The sequence below is a fragment of the Microbacterium sp. VKM Ac-2870 genome (assembly GCF_015350795.1).
GTDB lineage: Bacteria > Actinomycetota > Actinomycetes > Actinomycetales > Microbacteriaceae > Microbacterium.
This window is the reverse complement of record NZ_JADKSH010000001.1, coordinates 18,014-42,386: the sequence shown is the minus strand read 5'-3', so window position 1 is coordinate 42,386 and position 24,373 is coordinate 18,014. Positions and strand designations below refer to the sequence as shown.

Sequence of the window (24,373 nt, the reverse complement as noted above, 5' to 3'; positions counted from 1 at the left end):
CCGAACCAGGGACAGGGGGCTTCAGGTTCAGGGGATCTGGGTGTACGTGTTGCCGATCGCGAGCATCTGATAGATCCACCACCATTGGCCGGTCAGGCCGAGCCCCAGCAGAGTCCACCGCCAGAGGGGATGCCGCGGCAATGCCAAGGCTCCGTAGAGCGGCGCGAGCGGAAGCAAAAGCCGGAAGATGCTGGACTGAGGGAAGAAGACGAGGAGCAGGTAGAGCAGGTAACTCGCCGACCACAGCCGCACTTCGATGCCGACCCGACGCACGTGCGGCTCGAACATCAGCGGCGCAGCGAGCCCGATCGCCGCCGCAGCGAGCGCCACGTACCCGAGAATCTCCGGCAACCCCCACAGGTGGAACCACAGCGCCGTGGCCTGGATGAAGCCGTCGAACGGGGCGAAGCCGCCGTCGCCGATCCAGCCGCGTCGCCAGGACAGCTCGGTCTGCATGTAGGCGCTCGGGTCGCCGGTGACGAAACCCGCAATGAACTGCCATGACAGTCCCACCGCCGCGGCGAGCAGGCCGAGCGCCACGATGTGGACGATCTGAACGGCGGGCAGGGCATCGCTCCGGCGCCGGAACCACCGAACGATCGCATACCCGGCAAGAAGCAACGCGAACGCGAGGACGCCTGGGCGCGTGTAGCCCATCAACGGGATCAGCACGCAGAGCCAGACGAACCGCCGCCTCATCAGGGACCACAACGCCAGGAACAGCCACAGCAGGAACAGCGACTCGGCATACCCCATCTGGAAGAGCGCGGCGAGTGGGCAAGCGGCGAACAGAGCGACGGCCCAGAATGCCGATCCGACATCAATCCGCTCGCGTAGGAGATGGAAGAGCACGAGGCAGCCGAGGTAGCCGGCCACGATCGCGAGCACGACGGCGGCGAGCGGGTAGTTGCCGCCGAAGACCGCCGACAGCGCCCGCGAGACGGCCGGGTAGAGAGGCATGAACGCCCACGCGTTCTGCGTCACGTGCCCGCTGGTGTCGAGGGGCAGGTGATCGGGATACCCGGCCGTCCCGACGACCCAGTACCACTGGGCGTCCCACCCCATCGAGAGCGTACCGATCGTGGCGTCGGCACCGAATCGTGACGTTGGCCCGGACAGCTCCGCAGCGATCAGGAAGAACACGGTCGTCACGAGGCGCGCCGCAACGTAGATGGCGGCGACGACGAGCGCAGGCCGCCACTGGACGATCCGGTCGCGCACGGGAACAGGAGTCGTCAGGGAATGCTCAACCACGCGCGAAGGCTCCGCTCGACGTCTTCGATCTGGGCGTAGGACACGCGTTCTTCGTCGTGGTGCGCGAGCAGGGGGTCACCCGGTCCGTAGTTCACGGCCGGAACGCCGAGCGCCGCGAAGCGAGCGACGTCTGTCCAGCCGTACTTCGGCCGCGCCTCGGCTCCGACGGCGGCGAGGAACTCCCGGGCGATCGGGGCGTCCAGCCCCGGCCGGGCGCCGGCGGCCGCGTCGACGATGTCGACCTCGAACCCCTCGAAGACCCGGCGCATGTGCGCCTCGGCATCGGCGATGCTGCGGCTCGGAGCGAAGCGGAAGTTCACCTCCACCTCGCACAGGTCCGGAATCACGTTGCCGGCGACTCCCCCCGAGATGCGCACAGCATTGAGTCCTTCGCGGTACACGAGCCCATCGACCGCGATCTCGCGCGGGCGATACTCCGCGAGGCGCGCCAGGACAGGGGCCGCGCGATGGATGGCGTTCTCGCCCATCCAGGCCCGCGCCGCGTGCGCGCGAACACCGTGGGTCCGCACGACGGCGCGCATCGTGCCATTGCAGCCGCCTTCGACCTGTCCATTGGACGGCTCCCCCAAGATCGCGAAGTCCGCCGCAAAGAGATCCGGGCGGGTGCGCGCGAGGCGCGTCAACCCGTTGCGTTCGGAATCCACCTCCTCGTTGTCGTACCAGAGCCACGTGATGTCGACACGGGGATCGGTCAGCTCTGCCGCCAGCTTCAGCTGCACGGCGGTGCCGGCCTTCATGTCCACGGTTCCGCGACCCCACAGGTAGGGGGCGCCGTCGACCTCGATGTCACGTGTGGGCAGGTTCGCGTTGATCGGCACCGTGTCGAGGTGCCCGGCGATCGCGACGCGCTGCGATCGCTCCCGCTGCGTGCGGGCCACGATCGTATCCCCGTCGCGGTACACGTCGAGGTGCGGCAGCGGCGATATGGCCGCGAAGATCGCGTCGGCGAGGGTCTTCTCGTCGCCGGAGACGCTGGGGATGTCGCAGATCACCCGAGTGAGATCGACGGACGAGGCGGACAGATCCAGCTCAGGCATGGGGTGAGTCTACCGAGGGTCCTCGCTTCGATAGCCTAAGAGTCATGACTGAACAGCGCACCGTGTGGGGCATCGGCCTGGCGACGAAGAGCGAAGACGGCACGATCCTCGACACCTGGTTCGCCGAAGTCAGACTCGGCATCCCGACCGACGGCGATGCCGCGGCAGCGGTCATGACCTGGAGCGAGTTCGCCGAATCCGACGAGCGTCGCGCCGTGGAGGTCGAGTTGATCTCCCTGTCGATCGACCTCGATGACGCGCCCGTCTCGACGCCCGATGCCTACCTGCGCCTCCACGCTCTCTCACACCGCATCGTCGCGCCCAACGACCTGAACCTCGACGGCATCTTCGCCCACCTTCCGATCGTCGCGTGGACGACCGCCGGCCCGATGCACCCCGACGATGCGGCGCGACTGCGTCCGCTGCTGCAGCGCGAGGGCATCCAGGTGCACAGCCTCGACAAGTTCCCGCGTCTGCTCGACTACGTGACACCGCCGGGAGTGCGCATCGCGGATGCCTCGCGCGTGCGGCTCGGAGCGTACCTGTCGCCGGGAACCACGGTGATGCACGAGGGTTTCGTCAACTTCAACGCCGGCACCCTCGGTTCGTCCATGGTCGAAGGCCGGGTCTCGCAGGGCGTCGTGGTCGGAGACGGCTCCGACATCGGCGGAGGTGCGTCGATCATGGGCACCCTCTCCGGGGGCGGGTCGCACCGGGTGTCGATCGGTTCGCGTACGCTCCTCGGCGCCAACGCCGGCATCGGCATCTCCCTCGGTGACGACTGCATCGTCGAGGCCGGTCTCTACGTGACGGCGGGGACGAAGATCGTCCTCTCCCACGAGCCCCCGCTGCACGACGGCTCGCGTCCCATCGTCAAGGGCGCGCAGCTCTCGGGTCAGAACAGTCTTCTGTTCCGCCGGAACTCGCTCACCGGTGCGGTCGAAGCCGTCCGTCGCGAAGGCGTGGGCGTGACCTTGAACGAGGCACTGCACGCCTGAGGCCGATGGCCGCCGGCTGACCCGCGTCCGGAATCGGTCTTTCGCAACAGAATCGGATGCCGCGGCCCGCGCCGTCCGCATCCGACGCCCGTATCCGAATCCGTTCAGGCGCGGGTCCAGGACGACACGGCCGGGCCGTCGCTGGCACGCCACGGCACGCGCGGAACGTCGAGCTCGCGCACGCGCCCCGTCAGCCAGTACGTCTCGTCGGGACCCCACCCTCCGATCAGGCTCGCATACTCGTCGTCGACCTCGATGGCGCGCGTGGCGGCGGTGAGGTAGGCCCATCCAGTGAGGTGTACGCCGTCCCACTCCTGTGCGACGCGACTCCACTCCGGCAGCAGCCACCGCCCGTCGCGTCCGGTCGTGCGGAACCAGTCGTGGCGACGCGCCGCGGTGACCTCCAGCGGGTACCGACGGCAGAGGTGCGCCCAGTCGGCGGCGGTGCGCACCTCGTGGATGCGGCCGGTACCGGCGACCGGGATCGCCTCGGCCTGCGTCCACCCGAGGGCGTCCTCGACGTACGCCAGCCCCGCGGGGAGCCCGCCCGGAAGCTCGCCGGTGGTGTGCGGCGCACCCCAGGGGTGCGACCACCAGTGGCCGCTGAATCCCTGCCCCGCCGGGGTGAGCCGCCGCTCGCGGGCGCGATCCTCCTCCGCGCGCGTCGCGGCCGCCCAGCGCCCCGCGGCATCCGGAGCGGGATCGAACATCGCGGGCTCGCCGTCGAAGGCGAGCGCCCATTGCGTGTCGGCGATGTCGCGTCGCCACCAGCGGGATGCCGGGTGGCGGACCACCCGGTCCGCCACCGCGGTCAGCGCGGCCGTGACCCGCGCATCCGCGGCGAGCACGTCCCACCCGTCGGGAGGCTGCCAGTAGCGCGCGGCCCCGACGCTGAGGACCAGGGCCTCCTCGATCGCGGCGGGCGTGATCGCGACCCGCGTCGCGCCGATCAGCTGCACCAGTCGATCGATGCTCGCTGCGCTCATCTGGTCATCGAGGGCGGAGCCGTCGACGCGCTCGCCGACGAAGGCGACGAGCCTTGTCGCGCCTGCATGCACGTCCGCTGCGTATCCGAGGTGGAACAGCATGCCCCGGACATCCGATGATCCCGCGGCGACGAGCTCGAGGCACGGGCGCCGCCCGCGCGGGCCGGCGAGCAGCCGCGCGCCGGGGCTCACTCCCGGATGCGCACCGACAGGCATGTGACGCAGCCTTCGAGCTTCTCGAACTCGCTGATGGGGGTGGTGACGACGCTCAGCCCGCGTTCGACGTAGCGTTCAGCAGTCTCGGGCGCGTCCGATGACAGGAGGACCTCCCGCGGGCCGAGGACGACCACCGCCGTGCCGTGTTCCTCGGGCACCGCCTCGAAGACCGGGAAGAGAGACGGGTCGTCGACGAGAGGCTCGAACCCGACGACGGTGCCGTCGGGCAGCGCCGTGACGCCGCTCTTGAGATGCAACACTCGCTCGACGGGCACGGCGACCACGTTCCAGCCCCGCGGCGAGAGCATCGCGGTCAGCTGTGCGATGCCGTCGGCGTTGGTCCGCGAGGATGCCCCGACGTAGACGGTCGAACCGACCTTGAGCACATCACCGCCGTCGAGCGTGCCGGGAGCCGCGATCTCCTCGATCTCCAGGCCGGTCCTCTCCACGGCATCCCGCACCGACGACGCTTCACCCCGGCGCGACAGCGCGCCCGCGCGGCACAGGACGGCCAGATCGCCGAAAACGACCACGGCATCTTCGACGAAGACACCATCGGGCTGCGCGTCGGCGGGATCGATCTCGATGATCTCCCACCCGCGCGAGCGGAAGACGTCGACGTACGCCTCCCACTGGCGCACGGCCAGATCGGCATCGACGGACGTGCGCCCGATGTGGGTGACCTCTCCGTCGGCGAGCAGGGGAGACGGACGGCGAACGAGCAGACGCGACATGGCTCGACCCTACTGGATCGACGCGTGACGCCTCGCTGCTGCGTGCTGCGTCAGCCGAGGCCGGGGTAGGTGCGCTCGCCCGCCCCCACGTAAAGCTGTTGCGGTCGACCGATCTTGGTCTGCGGGTCGTACTGCATCTCGCGCCAGTGCGCGAGCCATCCCGGCAGGCGGCCGATCGCGAACAGCGGTGTGAACATGCGCGTGGGAAAGCCCATCGCCTTGTAGATCACGCCGGTGTAGAAGTCGACATTCGGGTAGAGGCGACGCTCCTTGAAGTAGTCGTCTTCGAGGGCGACCTGCTCCAGCTCCTGGGCGAGATCGAGCAGCGGGTCATGGACTCCCAGCTCGGCGAGGATCTCGTCGGCTGATTCCTTGACCAGCTTCGCTCGCGGATCGTAGTTCTTGTAGACGCGGTGTCCGAAGCCCATGAGCTTCACCCCGTCTTCCTTGTTCTTCACCCGCTCGACGAAGCGCTGCACACTCTCCCCCGAGGTCTGGATGCGCGCCAGCATGTCGAGCACAGCTTCATTGGCACCACCGTGCAGGGGCCCGTAGAGGGCGTTGATACCGGCGGAGATGGAGGAGAACTGGTTCGCGCCCGTCGAACCGACCAGGCGGACGGTCGATGTCGACGCGTTCTGCTCGTGGTCTTCGTGCAGGATGAGCAGACGCTCGAGCGCGCGCGAGGTGATCGGATTGACCTCGTACGACTCGGCGAGGTTGCCGAAGTTCAGCCTCAGGAAGTTGTCGACGAAGCTCAGCGAGTTGTCGGGGTAGAGGAACGCCTGTCCGATGCTCTTCTTGTGGGCGTAGGCCGCGATGACCGGAAGCTTGGCCAGCAGACGGATCGTGTTGAGCTCGACGTGTTCCGGGTTGTCGGGCTCGGTCTGGCCTTCGTAGTACGTCGACAGAGCGGCCGTCGCCGCGGACAGCACCGACATCGGGTGGGCGGTGTGCGGCAGCGAGGAGAAGAAGCGCTTGAGGTCTTCGTGCAGCAGCGTGTGGTGACGGATCTTGTCATCCCATCCCGCCAGCTCATCGGCCGTCGGCAACTCTCCGTAGAGGAGCAGCCACGCGACCTCGAGGTAGGTGCTGTTCTTCGCGAGTTGCTCGATCGGATAGCCGCGGTAGCGCAGGATGCCCTGGTCGCCGTCGATGAAGGTGATCGCCGACTTGGTCGCCGCCGTGTTCACGAACCCGTAGTCGAGGCTGGTGTGACCGGTCTGCTTGGTGAAGGTCGAGAAGTCGACGCTCGGTACGCCCTCGGTGCCGGTGAGGATCGGCAGTTCTGCGGTGCGGTCACCGACGATGACCGTGGCTTTCTGGGTTGTTCCCGCGTCGCTCACGAAGCCTCCTTGCGGTCGTTGGGGATGCCATACAGCCTACTGGGCGGGCGGGCCTACTCCGATCCCCTGCAAAGGAACCGGGAATCCGTAGGAGGAAAGCTACGAGTTTCGCGCGCGCAGACGGCGCGCGGCGGCGGCGATGCGCTCGTCGCTGGCAGTCAGGGAGAACCGCACGTGCTGCGGAAAGTGAGATCCGTAGAAGTGTCCAGGCCCAGCCAGGATGCCGAGGTCGGCGAGACGATCCATGCTCTCCCAGGCATCCACTCCCTCGGTGGCCCACAGGTAGAGTCCACCCTCGGAGTGATCGATGTGGAACCCGGCGGTTTCGAGCGCGGGGCGCAGCACATCACGACGTGAGCGGTAGCGCTCCTTCTGTGCGGCGACGTGCTCGTCATCGTTCAACGCGACCGCCATCGCTGCTTGAACGGGAGCGGGGAGCATGAGTCCGAGGTGCTTGCGGGCGGTGAGGAGCCGGGCGACGAGCGCGGGGTCACCGGCGAGGAATGCCGCACGATAGCCGGCGAGGTTCGACTGCTTGCTGAGGGAGTACACCGACAGCACGCTCGCGCGGTCGTCGCCGACCACGCGAGGATCGAGCACGCTCGGCACCGCTTCGGTGGCCCAGCGACCGTCCCAGCCCAGCTCGGCGTAGCACTCGTCGCTGACGACGACCGCACCCAGCTCGCGACCGCGCTCGACCGCGGCGCGCAGTTGTTCGGTGTCGAGCACCCGTCCGTCGGGATTGCCGGGTGTGTTGAGCCAGATCAGTCGCGTCTGCGCGGGCCACTCGGCCGGATCGTCCGACGCGAGCGGCGTGGCGCCGACCAGTTTCGCTCCCACTTCGTAGGTCGGGTACGCCGCGCGCGGGTGCACGACGACGTCGCCGACACCGAGGTCGAGCAGAAGGGGCAGCAGCGCGACGAGCTCCTTCGAGCCGATCGTAGGCAGCACATCGGCGGACGTGAGCCCCGGCACTCCGCGGCGGCGGGCGTACCAGCCGGCGATCGCTTCACGCAGCTTGGGCGATCCGATGGTCAACGGGTAGGCGTGGGCGTCCGTCGCGTCTCGCAACGCCGCGGCGACGACGCCTGGCGTGGGGTCGACGGGAGAGCCGATCGAGAGATCGACGATCCCGTCGACGTGCGCCTTGGCCCGCGCGGCGTAGGGCGCGACGGCATCCCAGGGGTAGTCGTCGAGATCCCGAACGGCCATCAGTGTGCCTGTGGGGGCAACGCCGAGATCACGGGGTGATCTTTCGCGATGACGCCGACCTTGGCGGCGCCGCCCGGCGAACCGATGTCTTCGAAGAACTCGACGTTCGCCGTGTAGTAGTCCTGCCACTCGGCCGGCAGGTCATCCTCGTAGTAGATCGCTTCCACCGGGCACACGGGTTCGCACGCTCCGCAGTCCACACACTCGTCGGGGTGGATGTAGAGCGAGCGCTCCCCCTCGTAGATGCAGTCGACGGGACACTCGTCGATGCACGCACGGTCTTTCACATCCACGCAAGGCAGGGCGATCACATATGTCACCCCCTGAGTCTAGTTCGTGGTTGTGTTCCCGTCGCGAAGCGGCGCCGTGCCTGCCTCAGGGTTCCGTACCGTCGCCGAGAGCCGCGGCCACGCCACCACGATCGCCACGAGCACCGGAACCGCAAACGTCCACACCACTCCGGTCGACAGCGCGCCGTCGGCCGGAGCCGGCACGACGACCGATCCCCCGGGTCCGCGTCCCGACAGCACCAGCATCGTGAGCATGACCCCGAGGCCTGCGGCGAGGCCCGCCCAGCGATCCTCAGTGAGCAGGCGGACGGCGATGAGAAGCGCCGCCGTCCCGATGACCGCGACCAGAAGGCCGACGGGAATCGGCCCCCACATCGCCGCCTGCCCGATCGTGCCCGCGGCGCCGTAGACGAGGCCGATGACGACGGACACGACCCACGTGCCGATGCGCGCGATTCTCACCCCGCGAGTCTACGTCGCCAGCCCCCACGCCCGCAGAAGAGCGGCGACGACCGCCGCCGCGATCACCACGACGAGGAAAGGTGCGCGCAGCACCAGCAGTCCGGCCGCGACGATCACGGCGGGCACGCGCGCATCGGCCACGATCTGCTGTCCCACACCGAGGGTCTGCACCGCGACGAGAGCGGCGAGGAGGGCAACCGTGAGGAGATCGACCGACCTCTGCGCGCGCGGCGCCTCGATCCAGCGCGGCGGGATCAGGTACCCCAGAGCCTTCAGCGCCAAGCAGAGCAGCGACGAGGCCAGCACCGCTGTCCAGAGTGTCACGCGTTCCTCCTCGCGGCCCGCTTCGGGCCGAGCAGGTTCGTCCATCCCACAACGAGCGCGACGACAGCGGCGGCGAGCACCGGAATGCCCGGCATCAACGCAGGCGTGAGCACGGTGGCAACCACCGCCGCAGCGACGCCGACCGCGATCGCCTGGCGACGCCGCAGGCGCGGCCACAGAAGCGCGAGAAAGGCGGCCGCGGCCGCGGCATCCAATCCGTACGTCCGCGGGTCGCCGAGGACGTCTCCGAGGAGGGCTCCGGCGAGGGTGGAGAGATTCCAGCCCAGATAGATCCCGATGCCGGTGACCCAGAACCCGATCCGTCGGGCTTTCGGCTCGTCGTGGGCGAGCGCCACCGCGGTCGATTCGTCGATCGTCACGTGGGGTGCGAAGACGCGACGCCAACCTGTTCCGACCACGGGCGCCATGCGGAGCCCGTACGCGACGTTGCGGGTACCGAGCAGCGCGGCCGACGCGATGGCCGCGGGAGCCGCTGCGAGCCCGCCCGCCCCGATCACACCCACGAACGCGAACTGCGACCCTCCCGTGAACATCAGCAGGCTCAGTACGCAGGTCTGCCAAACGTCGAGCCCGGATGCCACGGCCAGCGCACCGAACGAGACTCCGTAGGCGCTCGTCGCGAGTGCAACACCGACGCCGTCACGCCAGGCACGCCGCTCAGCCGCCCTGTGCTCGGTACCGGCATCCATGATCACCATCATCACGACGCGGCAAGCGTTCGTCAAACCGAACAATCGTTTGCAATACTGAACGACATGGACCCCCTCGGCCCCCGGATCTCCCACGCCCTGCGTCGCGAACGCGCACGCGCCGGACTGAGCGTGTCTGAGCTGGCGCGACGGGCCGGCGTCGGCAAAGCCACCGTCTCACAGCTCGAATCGGGCACCGCGAACCCGAGCGTCGAAACACTGTGGGCCATCGCGACGGCACTCGGCGTGCCGTTCGCCGTCTTCGTCGAGGAACTCGACGACCCACCGACGCTCATTCGCGCCCGCGACGGCGGCGGCATCCGCGCCAGCGGCGCACCGTATGAAGCGCTGCTGCTCGCCGCCGGAGCGCCGCAATCGCGGAGCGATCTCTATCTGCTCCGCGCCGAACCCGGGGCGCCGCGGTCGTCGCTGCCCCATGCCGCCGGAACGGTCGAGCACGTGGTGCTCGTCGCGGGAGCCGCCCTCGTCGGGCCTACGGACGCGCCGGTGGAACTCGGCCCCGGCGACTACCTCCGCTATCGCGGCGACGCGCCGCACGTCTTCGAAGCCCTCGAGCCCCACACCTCCGCCGTCCTCATCTCCGAGGTGCGCTGATCCCCCGCGCCCGCAAGCCTCCCGCGAGCCGCTCCGAAAAGCACGAACCGCCACGATTCGACGAGCCGCCACGTGGCGGCTCGAGCGAAACGTGGCGGCTCGCGAGACAGAAGAGGGGTCAGGCCCCGGCGTCCTGGCGCTTGGCGCGTGATGCGGAACGACCGCGCTCGGTCGCATCGAGGACGACCTTGCGGATGCGGACCTTCTCGGGGGTGACCTCGACGCATTCGTCGTCGCGGGCGAACTCCAGAGATTCCTCCAGGGTGAGAATGCGCGGCGGCGTCATCGACTCGAAGGAGTCGGACGTCGACGAACGCATGTTCGTGAGCTTCTTCTCCTTCGTGATGTTGACGTCCATGTCGTCAGCGCGCGAGTTCTCGCCGATGACCATGCCTTCGTAGACCTCTTCGGTGGGCTGCACGAAGAAGCTCATCCGCTCCTGCAGAGCGATCATGGCGAACGGAGTGACGACGCCCTGACGGTCGGCGACGATAGAGCCGTTCTGGCGCGTCGTGATCTGGCCCGCCCAGTCGTCATAGCCGTGCGAGATCGCGTTCGCGATTCCGGTGCCGCGGGTGATGGTGAGGAACTCGCTGCGGAAGCCGATGAGTCCGCGTGAAGGGACGACGAACTCCATGCGCACCCAGCCGGTGCCGTGGTTGGTCATCGTGTCCATGCGGCCCTTGCGGGCGGCCATCAGCTGCGTGATCGCGCCGAGATACTCTTCCGGTGCATCGATCGTCAGGTGCTCGAACGGCTCCTTGACCTTTCCGTCCTCGCCCTTCTTCGTCACAACCTGGGGCTTGCCGACGGTGAGCTCGAAGCCTTCACGGCGCATGTTCTCCACGAGGATCGCGAGAGCAAGCTCGCCACGACCCTGCACCTCCCAGGCGTCGGGACGACCGATGTCGACGACCTTGAGCGACACGTTTCCGATGAGCTCGCGGTCGAGGCGGTCCTTCACCATGCGGGCCGTGAGCTTGTGGCCCTTGACCTTGCCCATGAGCGGCGAGGTGTTCGTGCCGATCGTCATGGAGATCGCGGGGTCGTCGACGGTGATCGCCGGCAGCGGCCGCACGTCTTCAGGATCGGCGATGGTCTCACCGATCGTGATGTCCTCGAAGCCCGCGATGGCGACGATGTCACCGGGGCCCGCTGATTCGGCGGGGTAACGCTCGAGCGCACGGGTCTTCAGCAGCTCGGTGATGCGTGCGTTGGAGTGCGAACCGTCGTGGCGCACCCAGGCGACTGTCTGCCCCTTCTTCAGCGTGCCGTTGAAGACGCGCAGCAGCGCCAGGCGACCGAGGAACGGCGAGGAGTCGAGGTTGGTGACCCACGCCTGCAGGGGCGCCTCGTCGTCGTAGGCCGGAGCCGGAACGTGCTCGAGGATCGCCTCGAACAGCGGCTCGAGGTCGTCGTTGTCGGGCAGCTCGCCGTTCGCCGGGCGATTGCGCGACGCCGCGCCGGCGCGACCGGACGCGTAGACGACAGGAACGTCCAGCAGGGCGTCGACGTCGAGATCGGGAACATCGTCGACCAGGTCGCCGGCGAGGCCCAGCAGCAGGTCGTGCGCCTCTTCCTCGACCTCGGCGATACGCGCGTCGGGGCGGTCGGTCTTGTTGACCAGGAGGATCACGGGCAGCTTGGCCTCGAGAGCCTTACGCAGCACGAAGCGGGTCTGCGGCAGAGGGCCCTCCGAGGCATCCACCAGCAGCACCACGCCGTCGACCATCGACAGACCGCGCTCGACCTCGCCACCGAAGTCGGCGTGCCCCGGAGTGTCGATGACGTTGATCGTCACGGGCACCTCCGTGTGGATGCCGTTGTAGGTGATCGCCGTGTTCTTGGCGAGGATCGTGATGCCCTTCTCACGCTCCAGGTCGTTCGAGTCCATCGCCCGCTCCTCCATGTGCTCGTGAGAGCCGAACGAGCCGGTCTGGCGCAGCATCGCGTCCACGAGCGTGGTCTTGCCGTGGTCGACGTGCGCGACGATCGCGACGTTGCGGAGATCCGGACGGAGGGCGTGCGCCATGAAATGACCTAACGAGAAAGGGAGACGCTCCGAGCAGAGCGCCTCCCATTCTACAAGCCGGATGCCGTGGCGTTCTCCGCCCCCGCCTCCAGGCCCTACAATCCCGCCTACGCGGTCGTGCCGCCGGGCACCTCGTCGGCATCGACACCGGCTGCAAGGTCGGCGAGGCGCTTGTCGCGACGCTCTCGCTGCACCGTCGGATCGGGCACCGGCACGGCGGCGAGCAGGCGCTTCGTGTAGGCCTGCTGCGGGCGGCGCATGATCTGGTCACGACTTCCCACCTCGACCAGCGCACCGTGGCGCATGACCGCGATCCGATCGGCGAGTTCATCGATCACGGCCAAGTCGTGGCTGATGAACAGGCACGCGAAACCACGTTCGCGCTGCAGGTCTTTCAGCAGCTCGAGCACCGTCGCCTGGACCGAGACGTCGAGGGCGCTGGTGGGCTCATCGGCGACGAGCACCTTCGGGTTGAGAGCGAGCGCACGCGCGATGCCGACACGCTGCTTCTGGCCGCCCGAGAGCTCATGGGGATAGCGCGACGCGTACTCCCGCGGCAGGCGCACCGAGTCGAGCAACGCGCGAACGCGCTTGTCGAGTGCCGCGCCCTTGATCTTCTCCGAGAGCAGGATCGGCTCGGCGATCGAGTCGCCGATCGTCATGCGCGGGTTCAGCGAGCTCGACGGGTCCTGGAAGACGATGCCGACTTCGTGGTGCAACGCGTGCAGTTCGTCGCGCGATGCCTTGGAGATGTCCATCCCCGCCACCTGCAGCCGGCCGGAGTGGATGGGAAGCAGACCGATGGTCGCGCGCCCGATCGTGGTCTTGCCCGACCCGGACTCCCCCACCAGGCCGAGAACCTCGCCCTGGTAGATCTTCAGGTCGATGTGGTCGGCAGCCCGGAAGGCGGGAACGCGCCCGCGCTTGGGGTACTCGATCGCCACGTCCTCGAAGGAGACGACGACGGGCGACGTCGGATTGGCCGCTTCGGGCGCCTGCAGGTCTTCGGTCGTGATCCGCGGAACGGCGGCGAGCAGGGCCTGAGTGTAGGGATGCTGCGGGTCGGCGAACACATCGGCGACGACGCCCGTCTCAACGATGTCACCCTGACGCATCACGACGATGCGGTCCGCCATGTCTGCGACCACGCCCATGTCGTGCGTGATGAGCAAGATGGCCGATCCGAGGCGGTCCTGGAGCTTGCGCATGAGCTCGAGGATCTCGGCCTGTACGGTGACGTCGAGCGCCGTCGTCGGCTCGTCGGCGACCAGCAGCAGAGGGTCGCACGACAGCGACTGCGCGATCATCGCGCGCTGGCGCTGACCACCGGAGAGCTGGTGGGGATACGAATCGAACGCCTTCACCGGGTCGGGCAGTTCCACCAAGGTGAGCAGCTCGATCGCCCGCGCCTTGGCCTCTGCCGGTGAGGTGCCGAAGTGCTGACGCAGCGTCTCGACGATCTGGAAGCCGACAGTCAGCACCGGGTTGAGCGCGGTCATCGGCTCCTGGAAGATCATCGAGATCTGGTTGCCGCGGATCTCCTGCATCTCGCGCGGCTTCATGCCGATCAGTTCGCGCCCGGCGAGTTTCGCGCTGCCGCTGACGCGGGAGTTCTTGGGAAGCAAGCCGAGCAGCGACATCGACGACACGCTCTTGCCCGAGCCCGACTCGCCGACGATGGCGAGCACCTCTCCGGATGCGATCGTGTACGAGACGTGGCGCGCCGCAGGCACCCAGTAGCCGTCGACGCCGAAATCGACATTGAGGTCGGTGACCTCGAGCACGGGGCCGCGCTCCGGCTGGTGTGCCTCGGTGGTGGGCAACATGCCGCGGGACGTTCTCATCGGCGGGTTCCTTCTGTTGTGCGTGCGATCGGACTCGTGGTCCGGAGTGCGACGATGGGGTAATGACGGATGACGTTCGCCACTATCGTTCGACCACCAACACCGTGATCTCCATCGGTGCGTGGGTGTGCGTAGCGGGGGGCGCGGCTCTGGTCGTGGCTCTGAGCGCGGCGCGCGCGCCTCAGCAGCTGTGGGGTCTGGTGCCGTTGGCCTTGTTGGCGGCACTGGTCGGCGAACTGTTCTGGCGCCCGCGCATCCACTGGGATGACGCCGCCATCACGCTCGTCAACCCCTACGCGACCGTCGTGGTGCCGTGGACGATGGTCGTCGACATCGATACGCGATTCGCGCTGACCGTCGTCACACCTCGCCGCCGCTTCCGTTCCTCGGCCGCCCCGGCCGCCGGCGCGATGACCCTGCCGCACGGTGGTCGTGACAGCCTCGGCCCGAGCCAGGAGGGCGGTGCGCTCCGCAAATCCGACGCGCTCGGCACCGATTCGGGTGACGCGGCGTACATCGTTCGCGGTGTGTGGCGCGACCTCGTCGAGCGCGAACTGATTCCGCTCGGCCGCGCCGCCGCTGACCGTGCCCGCATCCGCGTTCACGTCGGCGCGATCGCGCTGACCCTGCTGCTGGCCGCCGCGACGTTCCCGGCGCTGCTGAACCTCTGACAGCATCCGGTTTACTCCGGATCCTGCAGGGTCGGCGTACCGGTGCGAGGGTTCTGAGCCGCGGCATCCATCAACGATGTCGGAGGTGCGACGTCGGGCTCGATGCCCGCCGCCCGGTCCTTCGTGCGACGGCGGGAGAACCGGCGGCTGCGCGGGTCGAACGCCTCGCGCAGCGCGTCGCCGAAGATGTTCGCCGAGAGGGCGAGCATGACGATGAACAGCGCCGGCCACCAGAACAGCCACGGACGCACCGTGAACGCCGACTGGTTGACGCCGATGAGCAGACCCAGCGAGACATCAGGCGAGCGGATGCCGTAGCCGAGCAGGGAGATGGCCGCTTCGAGGAGGATCGCACCGGCCGCCAGCAGCGAGCCCGACACGATGATGACGCCGGTCGCGTTCGGCAGGATGTGACGGAAGATGATGCGCGCGTCCGATGCACCTGCGACGCGTGCCGCCTCGACGAACTCACGCTCGCGAAGCGACAGGAACTCGCCACGCACGAGACGGGCGATGACCATCCAGCTGAAGAAGCCGAGCATCGAACCCAGCACCCAGACGCCGACCGCGCCGGCCCAGTTACCGACGACCGCGGCGATGACGATTGCGGGGATGACGATGAACACGTCGGTGAGGCGCATGAGGACGGCGTCCACCCAGCCTCGGAAGTAGCCGGCGATGGCACCGACGGTCACGCCGACCACGAGAGCGATGCCGGTGATGAGCACCATGGCCACGAACGAGTTCTGAATACCCCGCATGGTCATGGCGAAGTAGTCGCGGCCGATACGGTCCTGCCCGAACGGGTGGTCGCCGAGCGAGAACGGGAACAGGCTGAAAGTCGGCTCGCCGCCATTGACGCTGTTCGACAGGTCGTACCAGTTGTACTTCCACCAGCCGGGAATCGGACCGAGGCCGACGGCACTGGTCGCGAAGGCCACGATGGCGAGCAGGACGATGGCGGCGATGAAGCCGACCTTCTGCGAGAGGAACCGTCGCCAGATGATGCGGCTCTGGCTGACCGAGCGCTCCTCGACGTCGCCGGGGGTTTCGGAGATGGTGCTGGACATCAGCGGACCCTCACTCTCGGGTCGAGTGCCGCGTATGCGAGATCGGCAAGGAAGTTGAACAGGATGGCCATGAAGGCGATGACGATGAAGTACCCCATCACCGGATAGAGGTCACCTGGTCCGAGCGAGCGTTGGAACAGGGCGCCCATACCGGGGATGGCGAAGATGAACTCCGTGATGATCGCTCCACCCAGAAGGCCGCCCAGGTCGGTCGCCACCAGCGTGGTGATCGGGATGAGCACGTTGCGGAAGGCGTGGCGGACCACGACGACACGCTCAGGCATGCCCTTGGCACGCGCCGTGCGGACGTAATCCTGGCTGAGCACCTCGATCATGCCGGCGCGAGCGTAGCGGGTGTAGCCCGCGAACGAGATCGTCAGCAGCGAGATCGTCGGCAGCAGCAGGTGGAAGAAGACGTCCAGGCCGACCCGCCACATGTTGCCGGGGTCGTATCCGGGCGTCGAGGATCCGACCGTCGCGATCGGTCGGCCGTTCATGTCATCCATGTAGCCGGGGAACGACTGCATGAAGCGGTCGATCAGAATGATGATGCTGACGATCACCGCGACGAGGATGCCGATGCGCATGTTCTGGGACCGGTCGTCGCCACCGACGAGGTAGCCGGCCGCCAGCCCCACAGCCAGAGCGATGAGGAACAGGATGGCGATCGTCCAGAACGTCGAGACGTCCAACAGACCCTGGAGGGCGAAATAGCACACGATGCCGATGACGGCGACGATGCCGGCTGTCAGGAGGGCCCGACGCTGCTGCAGACCGGCGATGAGCACCGTGACACCGAGGGCGGCCCCCGCAGAGAGCAGGATGACGCCGACCGGGCCGAAGCCGGGAGTGAGGAACCAGCCGGTCGCGCTCATGTAGATCAGAAGGCCGGCGGTGAGGACGAAGCTGGTACCTCCGGAGGTCAACCGGCGCCGAGCATCGCCGCCGACGACGGCCTGGACGATGAGTGCCACCACGATCCCGACGATGATCGCCACGACGATCGGGATCAGGGGATCTTGGAGGAAGTCGTTGAAGCCGATCGCGACGAAGTTCTTCAGCAGAGCTGCCGCGAGGAAGGACGGCAGCGAGTAGAGGAACAGGCTGAGGACAGTGAACGACACGTCGAAGCCGCTGTTCTCACGAAGAGCCGAGAGGATGCCGGTCGAGATGCCGAACAGGATGGCCAGCAGCAACGCCGCCGTGACCATCTGAACAGTGGAGACCATGGCGATGGGCAGCACCTCGGTCACGGGCGCGCCCTGGAATGTGGTGCCCAGGTTGCAGGCGTTGGCGAACGGGATGAGGCACTTCGCCGCACCGCCCACCCACATCGCCCAACGCAGCGGCGGAGCGACATCGAGGTTGGCGAGCTGGATGCGTGCCTCGATCAGCTGCTGCTTGTTCGGGTTGTTGGAGCTACGCAGATCCTCGAGCGGGTCTGTGGACAGTGCTACGAGGTTGAACATCACGAAGGATGCCGCAAGCAGGATGAGGATCGATACCCCGACCCTGCGGAGGATGAAACCGACCAAAGGTCACTCACTTCGACGGGCGAAGGGACGGCGGCATCGGGTTGCGATCGCCCGTCCCATCGGTTGACAGACAGGGGCCAGGGTGGCGCCTTCGGGATCTACCGTAGACGCCACCCTGGCGTGGGTGTTACTTGGTGTTGGTGCTCTGCTTGACGGACCACTCCCAGTTGTTCCAGACCGGACCGGTCTGGTTGCCCATGTACTTCACGCCGTCCAGCTTGCTGGAGACGCCGTAGATGCCAGGAGCCTGGAAGAGCGGCAGACCGTAGCCCTCGGTGAAGGCGGTCTTGTCGATCGACAGCATGAGGTCGGTCAGCTTGCTCTTGTCGACGGTGGTCTGCGTCGCCACAGCATCGTCGTTGGCCGCGGTGAACTTGTTGTAGTTGCCACCGCCGTCCGACGCGAACAGCTGCGGGATCTGCGCGGTGCCGATGCCGGCCGAGATCCAGCCGAACAGCGACGCGTCGTAGTTGCCCGCGGACAGGAGCGTGGACCACTTGGGGTCACCGCCGTCCACGACCTGGAAACCGGCCTTTGCCGCCGAGGACTGGATCGCCTGGAACTCGTCCACGCGGTTCGGGTTCTTGGTGTTGTAGAGGATCTTCACGGTCGGCGTCTTGCCTGCGAGGAGTTCCTTGGCCTTGGCGATGTTGTCATCCAGCTTCGACGGGTCGTACTTGTCCGAACCGTTCTGCTTGATCGTGTTCGCGTAGTCCGACTGGCTCGGCAGCCACAGCTGCGAGTCGAGGACCTTGGCGTCGGGGTTGACCGGCGTGACGATCGCATCGAGGATCTGCTGGCGAGGAATGGTCAGCAGGAACGCTTCGCGAACGTTCGCGTCCTTGAAGACGTCCGAACCGAAGTTCAGGTCGAGGTGGTCGTAGGAAACCTGGTCACCGGTGATGACCTGGGCGCCGGAAACGGCCTCGAGGGACTTCTTGGTGTCGGCAGATGCCTGCGGGTAGACCAGGTCGACCTCACCGTTCTGCAGCGCGGTCACCTGCGCGGCGGCGTCGCCGATCACACGCATGACGAGCTTGTCGATCTTCGGGGCGAGGTTGCCCTTGTAGTTCGGGTTGTGCTCGAAGGTGAGCGACTGGCCGGGCGTCCACGCGGACAGCATCCACGGGCCGGACGTGACCAGCAGGTCCTTGTCCGTCGGGAACGACGTGATGTCGTAGCCCGTGTTGACGAAGTCCGCAGCCTTCTTCAGCGTCTCGTTGACGGCAACGGGAGCCTTCGGGTCGCCCTTCGGCAGACCCTGGAGCAGCTTGGTGAGGTCGGCGGCGCTGGACAGGCCGGCCTTCTTCGCGACGACGTGCGCGGGCTGTGCGAGCGGGCTGATGATGTCCCAGTCCACGTAAGGCTCGGCGTACTTGAGGGTGATCGAGGTGTTGTCATCACCGACGACCGGGAAGTCGGTCGAGTTGATGCCTGCGGTCGAACCGGCGATCTGGAAGTACTGCGTGCCGGTCGTGACGTTGCCGTCAGCGTCGGTGGTCGCGTCGTCGTAGTGACCCGAGGCGATCGCCCACGCGAGCACCATGTCGTCGGCGGTGATCGGCTCACCGTCGGACCACTTGAGGTCCTTCTTGAGCGTGTACTTGACGGTCAGCGGGTCGTCCGAGGTCTTCTCGTACGTGCCGAACGAGTCGTCCTTGACGACGTTGAAGCTGTTGTCGGGGTAGAGGAAACCGCCCGTGGTCAGGTAGGCGTACTGCCCGTTCGTGTCGAGGTTGCCCTGCGGCGTGTTGCTGTTCAGCGACGTCAGGTCGTTCACGATGGCCATGGTGACGGTGCCGCCGGTCGGCGCAGCGTTGGTGGCGTTGCCGCCGCCGCTGGCCGTGCAGCCCGTCAGGGCGAGGGCGCCGGCCGCGGTGACCGCAGCAAGAGCTCCCCAGCGTGACTTCTTCAATTTTCCTCCTGTGTAAGGGATGGATGCGCGGGCGGGCAGAAAACCCCCATGGCGCGGATACCGAAACCATAAGTTCTGATCAGCGTTGATCAAAACCGTTAGGGAAAACGTTACAGACCCTTAACTCAGTTCATAGCACATATGGCAATCTGACAAGATGAGCGATTCTCTGACCGACGAACTGCCAAGAATGAGGAGGATGCACACCCGACTCTGGTGGGAGGTCGGCATTGTGCTCGCTCTGTCGGTGGGACGGTCGGCCGTGTACTCCGTGCTCTCGCTCGTGCAGGCACTGACCCGTGAGCAGTCGCTCGGCGACCAGTCCACGTCGCTGAACCCGGGCGCCAACGCCGCTCAGTTCTGGGACGTGCTCGACCAGTTCCTGAGCCAATTCTTCGCCTTCGCGCCCATCGTCCTCGCGATCTACCTGCTCTGGGAGCCGGGCCGCTCCGCCTTCCGGCGGATCGGTCTGGACTTCCGGGTGTTCGGGCGCGACCTGGGTTCGGGCCTGCTGCTCGTCGCCGTCATCGGAATCCCGGGTCTGGGGCTGTATGTCGTGGGTCGAGCCCTCGGCATCACGGTGCAGGTTGACGCCGCCCCCCTCGATGGATCCTGGTGGACGATCCCGCTGCTGCTGCTCGCGGCGGTACGGGCGGGGCTCACCGAGGAAGTGATCTTCATCGGCTACCTGTTCGATCGGCTTCGCCGGCTCGGCTGGGGTACGTGGACGATCATCCTGTCGACCGCCGCGCTGCGCGGCGCGTACCACGCCTACCAGGGCTGGGGGCCCATCGCGGGCAACATCGCGATGGGAATCGTGTTCGGCTGGGTCTACCACCGGTGGGGACGAGTGATGCCCCTCGTCGTCGCGCACACCGCCATCGACGTGATCGCTTTCATCGGCTACCCCCTCGCCGCCGCCTGGTGGCCCGGGGTCTTCGCCTGACCCGACATCCCACCGCCGAAACACGACCTGGCGCCCGAGACACACGCGCGTTTCGGGCGCCAGGTCGTGTCTCAGCGCGGCGTCGACTCCTCCCCAGCGGGCGAACCGGGCGATTCGCCCACAGGTGCGACGTGATGAACGCGGCGGATGCCGCTGCGAGGCGATCGTTGAGAGGTGACCAGCCTGCTGACACCCGCCATCCGGCATCCCCTCGGCTCGCCCGTCGCGTTGACCCTCGCTGATGACGATGGCCTCGCGTCGCGCCCCCGCCGCGATGCCACGCTGCGTCGGGTCCGCCACGGCGTATACGCCGCATCCGAGGACTGGGAGCGACTTCGTCCGTGGGAGCGATATCTCGCTCGCGTGCACGCTGTCGCACTGCGGTCACCGGACGCGATCTTCTGTCTCGAATCGGCGGCGGCGCTTCTCGGGCTGCCGATCTTCGGTGAACCCAAGGATGTTCACCTCTTCGACACGCAGTCCGAGCGCACGCACCGCGTCGGCGACATCCTGCACCACACCAGCCTCGTGCCGCCCACGATCGACTGTCTCGGCGCGGTGCACGTCGTGTCGCCCGCCGAGACGACGTGCGCGCTCGCCCGGTTCCTGCCTCCGGCGTTCGGACTCGCTGTAGTCGACGCCGCCATATCGGCGCGGTCGGGGCAGCTCACCACGCTGGCCGAGCTCGACGCCGTGCGCGAGCGGACCGTCGACCCGCGCGGCATCCGACGCCTGCGGTGGGCCATAACTGCCGCAGACCCCGCCGCAGAGTCGACGGGTGAGTCGGTCAGCCGCGCCGTGATCTCCTGGCTCGGGTTTGCCGACCCGGAGCTTCAACGCGAGTTCCGCTTCGAAGGACGGATCGACCGCGTCGACTTCTGTTGGCCGGGCGTGCGCGTCGTGGGTGAATCCGATGGGTGGGGAAAGTACGGGCTCGACACCTCCGCATCTGCCCGCGATGCGCTCGTCGCCGAGAAGCGGCGCGAAGACCGACTACGCCGCCACGGACTGACCGTCGCGCGCTGGGAATGGGCAGATGTGATGCAGGTGCATCCGCTCGACCGGAATCTGGAAGCGTCGGGCGTGCCGCGCCTGCGAACGCGCCAACACGCTCAGCTGCAGACGCTGCGCCACAATCCGCGCAGCCGCTGAGACACCCCCTGCGCAGCCGCTCGCCCCCTGCCGCGCCTCACCCGACCCGGGGCGCGCGCCGCCACCGCCGAAACACGACCTGGCGGCCGAAACGTAGAGCCGTCTCGGGCGTCAGGCCGTGTCTCGGCGAAGAGGCAGAGCGTTAGGGAAGGGACAGCGCGTCAGGCGAAGGCCTCCGGGGGCGGGCAGGCGCATACGAGGTTGCGGTCGCCGTAGGCGTTGTCGATGCGCCGCACCGGTGGCCAGTACTTCGTGCGCACCAGGCTGTGCACCGGATAGACCGCGAGCTCGCGCGAGTACGGGTGCTCCCAGTCCCCCGCGATGACCGACTCCGCGGTGTGCGGCGCGTTCGCGAGAGGATTGTCGTCGGCGGGCCAGACGCCGGATGCCACGGCATCCGCCTCGGCCTTGATCGCGATCATGGCTTCGATGAACCGCTCGATCTCGCCAAGATCCTCCGACTCGGTGGGCTCGACCATGAGCGTCCCCGCCACCGGGAACGACATCGTCGGCGCATGGAAACCGTAGTCGATGAGACGCTTGGCGACATCATCGACGGTGACGCCGGTCGCTTCCTTGAGCGGCCGCAGATCGAGGATGCACTCGTGAGCGACGAGCCCGTCCTCGCCCGCGTACAGCACGGGATAGTGATCGCGCAGACGCACGGCGATGTAGTTCGCGGCGAGCACCGCGGCACCTGTCGCGTCGCGCAGGCCGGGCGCCCCCATCATGCGGATGTACGCCCACGAGATCGGCAGGATGGATGCCGAACCGTACGGCGCGGCCGAGATCGGACCCCCGTCGAAGACAAACCCTCCGGCGTGCTCGGCCCGCTGGGCCAGCGGGTGCGACGGCAGGAACGGTGCGAGGTGCGCCTTCGCCGCGACCGGGCCGACACCGGGCCCGCCGCCGCCGTGCGGGATCGCGAACGTCTTGTGCAGATTCAGGTGCGACACGTCGCCGCCGAGGTCGCCGAAGCGGGCGAAGCCGACGAGCGCGTTCATGTTCGCGCCGTCGACGTACACCTGTCCTCCGGCCTCGTGCACCGCGCCGGTGATGTCCACGACGTCCTGCTCGTAGACGCCGTGGGTCGACGGGTAGGTGATCATGAGTGCCGCCAGGGCGTCGGCGTGCGTCGCGATCTTCGCTCGGAGGTCGGCGAGGTCGACGTTGCCGGCCTCGTCGCAGGCGACGACGACGACCCGCATCCCGGCGAGCACGGCGGATGCCGCGTTGGTGCCGTGGGCCGACGACGGGATGAGACACACGTCGCGCTGCACGTCGCCCCGGGAGTGGTGGTAGCCGCGGATCGCCAGCAGGCCCGCCAGCTCCCCCTGCGAACCGGCGTTCGGCTGGAGGGAGACCGCGTCGTACCCGGTGATCTCGGCCAGCCACGACTCGAGCTGCTCGATGAGTACGAGGTAGCCCGCGACGTCGTCGGCCGGCGCGAACGGGTGCACGCGCGCGAACTCGGGCCACGACACCGCCGCCATCTCGGTGGCGGCGTTGAGCTTCATCGTGCACGAGCCCAGCGGGATCATCCCGCGATCGAGCGCGTAGTCGCGGTCGGCGAGCTGCTTGAGGTAGCGCATCATCGCCGTCTCGGAGTGGTGCGCATGGAACACGGGGTGCGTCAGGAACTCGTCGACCCGCCACAGCGAAGACGGCACCGACGCGGGCAGCGGCCCGCTGACGAATCCGAACGCGCGCTGCTCGGGTCCACCGAAGACCTGCACGAGGGCGTGGATGTCCGCGGGCGTCGTGGTCTCGTCGACCGAGATGCCGACCGAATCGGTGTCGCGGAACCACAGCTGGAAGCCGCGCTCGCGCGCCGCGTCGACGACGGCGTCCGCGCGCCCGGGGACCTTGACGACCACGGTGTCGAAGAAGCTCTCGTGGAGCACCTCGTTTCCCGCGTCGACGAGCCAGTCGCGAAGCAGAGCCGCGGTCGCGGCGACCTCGGCGGCGATGCGACGCAGTCCGTCGGGGCCGTGGTAGACGGCGTACATCGAGGCCATCACGGCCAGGAGAACCTGCGCGGTGCAGATGTTCGAGGTCGCCTTCTCGCGGCGGATGTGCTGCTCACGGGTCTGCAGCGACAGCCGGTAGGCGGGGCGGCCCGCGGCATCCACCGAGACGCCCACGAGGCGCCCGGGCAGCTGCCGCTCGAGGCCGGAACGGACCGCCATGTAGCCGGCGTGCGGACCGCCGAAGCCCATCGGCACGCCGAAACGCTGCGTGGTGCCGACCGCGATGTCCGCGCCGAGCGAACCCGGCGATCGCAGCAGGGTGAGCGCGAGCAGGTCGGCCGCGACGACGACGAGACCGCCCTGCGCCTGCACCGCCGCGATGACGTCGCTGGGATCCCAGATGCGTCCCGTCGCCCCGGGGTACTGGACGAACGCCCCGAAGACGTCGAGGTCGGCGGGCACGGGGCTCTCGCCGTAGGAGGTCTCCTGCACCTCGATGCCGAGCGCGGCCGCGCGGTGCGCGAGCAGCGCCTTCGTCTGCGGGAGCGCGTCGGCGTCGACCAGGAAGACGGTGCTCTTCGACCTCGACGCGCGGCGGGCGACCAGCATGCCCTCCACGACGGCGGTCGACTCGTCCAGCATCGATGCGTTGGCGGTCGCCAGGCCCGTCAGATCGGTGACCATCGTCTGGAAGTTGATGAGGGCTTCGAGTCGGCCCTGCGAGATCTCCGGCTGGTAGGGCGTGTACGCGGTGTACCAGGACGGGTTCTCGAAGACGTTGCGCGCGATCACCGACGGGGTCAGCGTGTCGTAGTAGCCCAGGCCGATCATCGACCTTGCCGGCCGGTTCTGCGACGCGAGCTCGCGCAGCCCCGCGAGCGCCTGCGCCTCGGTTGCCGCGAGCGGAATGGCGCTGTCTTCGACGGGGGTGGCGTGGATGGACGCCGGGACCGCTCGTTCGACGAGCGCATCCACGCTGTCGTAGCCGAGGGCGCGGAGCATCTCCGCCTGGGCGGCGGCGTCGGTGCCGATG

At 67.9% G+C, this 24,373-nt stretch carries 21 protein-coding genes; 5 read left to right on the top strand and 16 right to left on the bottom strand.

The annotated features are described in order from the left end of the window. Positions 1–27 precede the first annotated feature (27 nt). On the bottom strand, positions 28–1,254 hold the full coding sequence (locus tag ITJ43_RS00190) for a hypothetical protein (protein WP_323741074.1): 1,227 nt from the start codon (positions 1,252–1,254) through the stop codon (positions 28–30). Then, a complete protein-coding gene (gene dapE / locus ITJ43_RS00185) occupies positions 1,236–2,312 on the bottom strand; it encodes a succinyl-diaminopimelate desuccinylase (RefSeq protein WP_194581082.1) in 1,077 nt (358 codons plus the stop codon). Before dapE ends, ITJ43_RS00190 begins: the two co-directional genes overlap by 19 nt. Before the next feature lie 44 nt (positions 2,313–2,356). On the opposite strand from dapE, the gene dapD reads away from it, so the two are divergent. Next, positions 2,357–3,310, top strand: a complete 954-nt coding sequence (gene dapD, locus ITJ43_RS00180; RefSeq protein WP_194581081.1) for a 2,3,4,5-tetrahydropyridine-2,6-dicarboxylate N-succinyltransferase — start codon at positions 2,357–2,359, stop codon at positions 3,308–3,310. Between the two features lie 104 nt (positions 3,311–3,414). Here the strand turns inward: dapD and ITJ43_RS00175 are convergent, their stop codons facing one another. From ITJ43_RS00175 to ITJ43_RS00140, 8 genes are all read right to left on the bottom strand, one after another. Then, positions 3,415–4,512, bottom strand: coding sequence for a hypothetical protein (locus tag ITJ43_RS00175; protein ID WP_194581080.1), 1,098 nt, complete (start codon positions 4,510–4,512; stop codon positions 3,415–3,417). Further along, positions 4,485–5,246 carry a dimethylargininase gene (gene ddaH, locus ITJ43_RS00170; protein ID WP_194581079.1) on the bottom strand — a complete coding sequence of 254 codons (762 nt, stop codon included), beginning with the start codon at positions 5,244–5,246 and terminating at the stop codon, positions 4,485–4,487. The genes ITJ43_RS00175 and ddaH overlap by 28 nt, the downstream gene beginning before the upstream one ends. A 50-nt stretch (positions 5,247–5,296) precedes the next feature. Then, positions 5,297–6,592: a citrate synthase gene (locus tag ITJ43_RS00165; RefSeq protein ID WP_194581078.1), complete on the bottom strand. Its 1,296-nt coding sequence runs from the start codon at positions 6,590–6,592 to the stop codon at positions 5,297–5,299. Between the two features lie 99 nt (positions 6,593–6,691). After that, the gene (dapC, locus tag ITJ43_RS00160; RefSeq protein ID WP_194581077.1) at positions 6,692–7,804 is read right to left on the bottom strand and encodes a succinyldiaminopimelate transaminase; all 1,113 of its coding nucleotides are present in this window, start codon (positions 7,802–7,804) and stop codon (positions 6,692–6,694) included. Then, positions 7,804–8,124: a ferredoxin gene (gene fdxA, locus ITJ43_RS00155; protein WP_194581076.1), complete on the bottom strand. Its 321-nt coding sequence runs from the start codon at positions 8,122–8,124 to the stop codon at positions 7,804–7,806. Before fdxA ends, dapC begins: the two co-directional genes overlap by 1 nt. A 9-nt stretch (positions 8,125–8,133) precedes the next feature. Then, positions 8,134–8,556: a histidinol dehydrogenase gene (locus ITJ43_RS00150; protein ID WP_194581075.1), complete on the bottom strand. Its 423-nt coding sequence runs from the start codon at positions 8,554–8,556 to the stop codon at positions 8,134–8,136. 9 nt (positions 8,557–8,565) lie between these two features. Further along, positions 8,566–8,880: an AzlD domain-containing protein gene (locus tag ITJ43_RS00145; RefSeq protein WP_194581074.1), complete on the bottom strand. Its 315-nt coding sequence runs from the start codon at positions 8,878–8,880 to the stop codon at positions 8,566–8,568. Next, on the bottom strand, positions 8,877–9,590 hold the full coding sequence (locus ITJ43_RS00140; RefSeq protein ID WP_194581073.1) for an AzlC family ABC transporter permease: 714 nt from the start codon (positions 9,588–9,590) through the stop codon (positions 8,877–8,879). The genes ITJ43_RS00145 and ITJ43_RS00140 overlap by 4 nt, the downstream gene beginning before the upstream one ends. A gap of 66 nt (positions 9,591–9,656) precedes the next feature. Here ITJ43_RS00140 and ITJ43_RS00135 point away from each other — a divergent pair, with 66 nt between their 5' ends. Next, the gene (locus ITJ43_RS00135; RefSeq protein ID WP_194581072.1) at positions 9,657–10,205 is read left to right on the top strand and encodes a helix-turn-helix domain-containing protein; all 549 of its coding nucleotides are present in this window, start codon (positions 9,657–9,659) and stop codon (positions 10,203–10,205) included. 118 nt (positions 10,206–10,323) lie between these two features. On the opposite strand, the gene typA is transcribed toward ITJ43_RS00135, so the two are convergent. Beyond that, positions 10,324–12,237 (bottom strand): translational GTPase TypA, encoded by a 1,914-nt coding sequence (gene typA / locus ITJ43_RS00130; RefSeq protein WP_194581071.1) that lies wholly within the window; start codon positions 12,235–12,237, stop codon positions 10,324–10,326. Positions 12,238–12,344: 107 nt separating this feature from the next. Continuing rightward, the gene (locus ITJ43_RS00125; RefSeq protein WP_194581070.1) at positions 12,345–14,081 is read right to left on the bottom strand and encodes an ABC transporter ATP-binding protein; all 1,737 of its coding nucleotides are present in this window, start codon (positions 14,079–14,081) and stop codon (positions 12,345–12,347) included. Between the two features lie 62 nt (positions 14,082–14,143). Between ITJ43_RS00125 and ITJ43_RS00120 the strand changes: the two genes are divergently transcribed. Further along, a complete protein-coding gene (locus tag ITJ43_RS00120) occupies positions 14,144–14,752 on the top strand; it encodes a hypothetical protein (RefSeq protein ID WP_194581069.1) in 609 nt (202 codons plus the stop codon). An 11-nt stretch (positions 14,753–14,763) separates the two neighbouring features. Here the strand turns inward: ITJ43_RS00120 and ITJ43_RS00115 are convergent, their stop codons facing one another. From ITJ43_RS00115 to ITJ43_RS00105, 3 genes are all read right to left on the bottom strand, one after another. After that, complete coding sequence (locus tag ITJ43_RS00115) at positions 14,764–15,822, bottom strand: ABC transporter permease (protein ID WP_194581068.1); 1,059 nt, start codon at positions 15,820–15,822, stop codon at positions 14,764–14,766. Next, on the bottom strand, positions 15,822–17,291 hold the full coding sequence (locus tag ITJ43_RS00110) for an ABC transporter permease (RefSeq protein WP_194582364.1): 1,470 nt from the start codon (positions 17,289–17,291) through the stop codon (positions 15,822–15,824). The genes ITJ43_RS00115 and ITJ43_RS00110 overlap by 1 nt, the downstream gene beginning before the upstream one ends. 193 nt (positions 17,292–17,484) lie before the next feature. Further along, positions 17,485–19,272 carry an ABC transporter family substrate-binding protein gene (locus tag ITJ43_RS00105; RefSeq protein WP_194581067.1) on the bottom strand — a complete coding sequence of 596 codons (1,788 nt, stop codon included), beginning with the start codon at positions 19,270–19,272 and terminating at the stop codon, positions 17,485–17,487. Between the two features lie 157 nt (positions 19,273–19,429). Here ITJ43_RS00105 and ITJ43_RS00100 point away from each other — a divergent pair, with 157 nt between their 5' ends. Together ITJ43_RS00100 and ITJ43_RS00095 are read left to right on the top strand one after the other, a co-directional pair. Next, on the top strand, positions 19,430–20,218 hold the full coding sequence (locus tag ITJ43_RS00100) for a CPBP family intramembrane glutamic endopeptidase (RefSeq protein ID WP_194581066.1): 789 nt from the start codon (positions 19,430–19,432) through the stop codon (positions 20,216–20,218). 174 nt (positions 20,219–20,392) lie between these two features. Continuing rightward, entirely contained in the window at positions 20,393–21,370 is a 978-nt protein-coding gene (locus ITJ43_RS00095; RefSeq protein WP_194581065.1) for a hypothetical protein, read from the top strand. Positions 21,371–21,531: 161 nt separating this feature from the next. Here ITJ43_RS00095 and gcvP read toward each other — a convergent pair whose 3' ends face one another. After that, on the bottom strand, positions 21,532–24,342 hold the full coding sequence (gene gcvP / locus ITJ43_RS00090; RefSeq protein WP_228495305.1) for an aminomethyl-transferring glycine dehydrogenase: 2,811 nt from the start codon (positions 24,340–24,342) through the stop codon (positions 21,532–21,534). Positions 24,343–24,373: the final 31 nt, after the last annotated feature.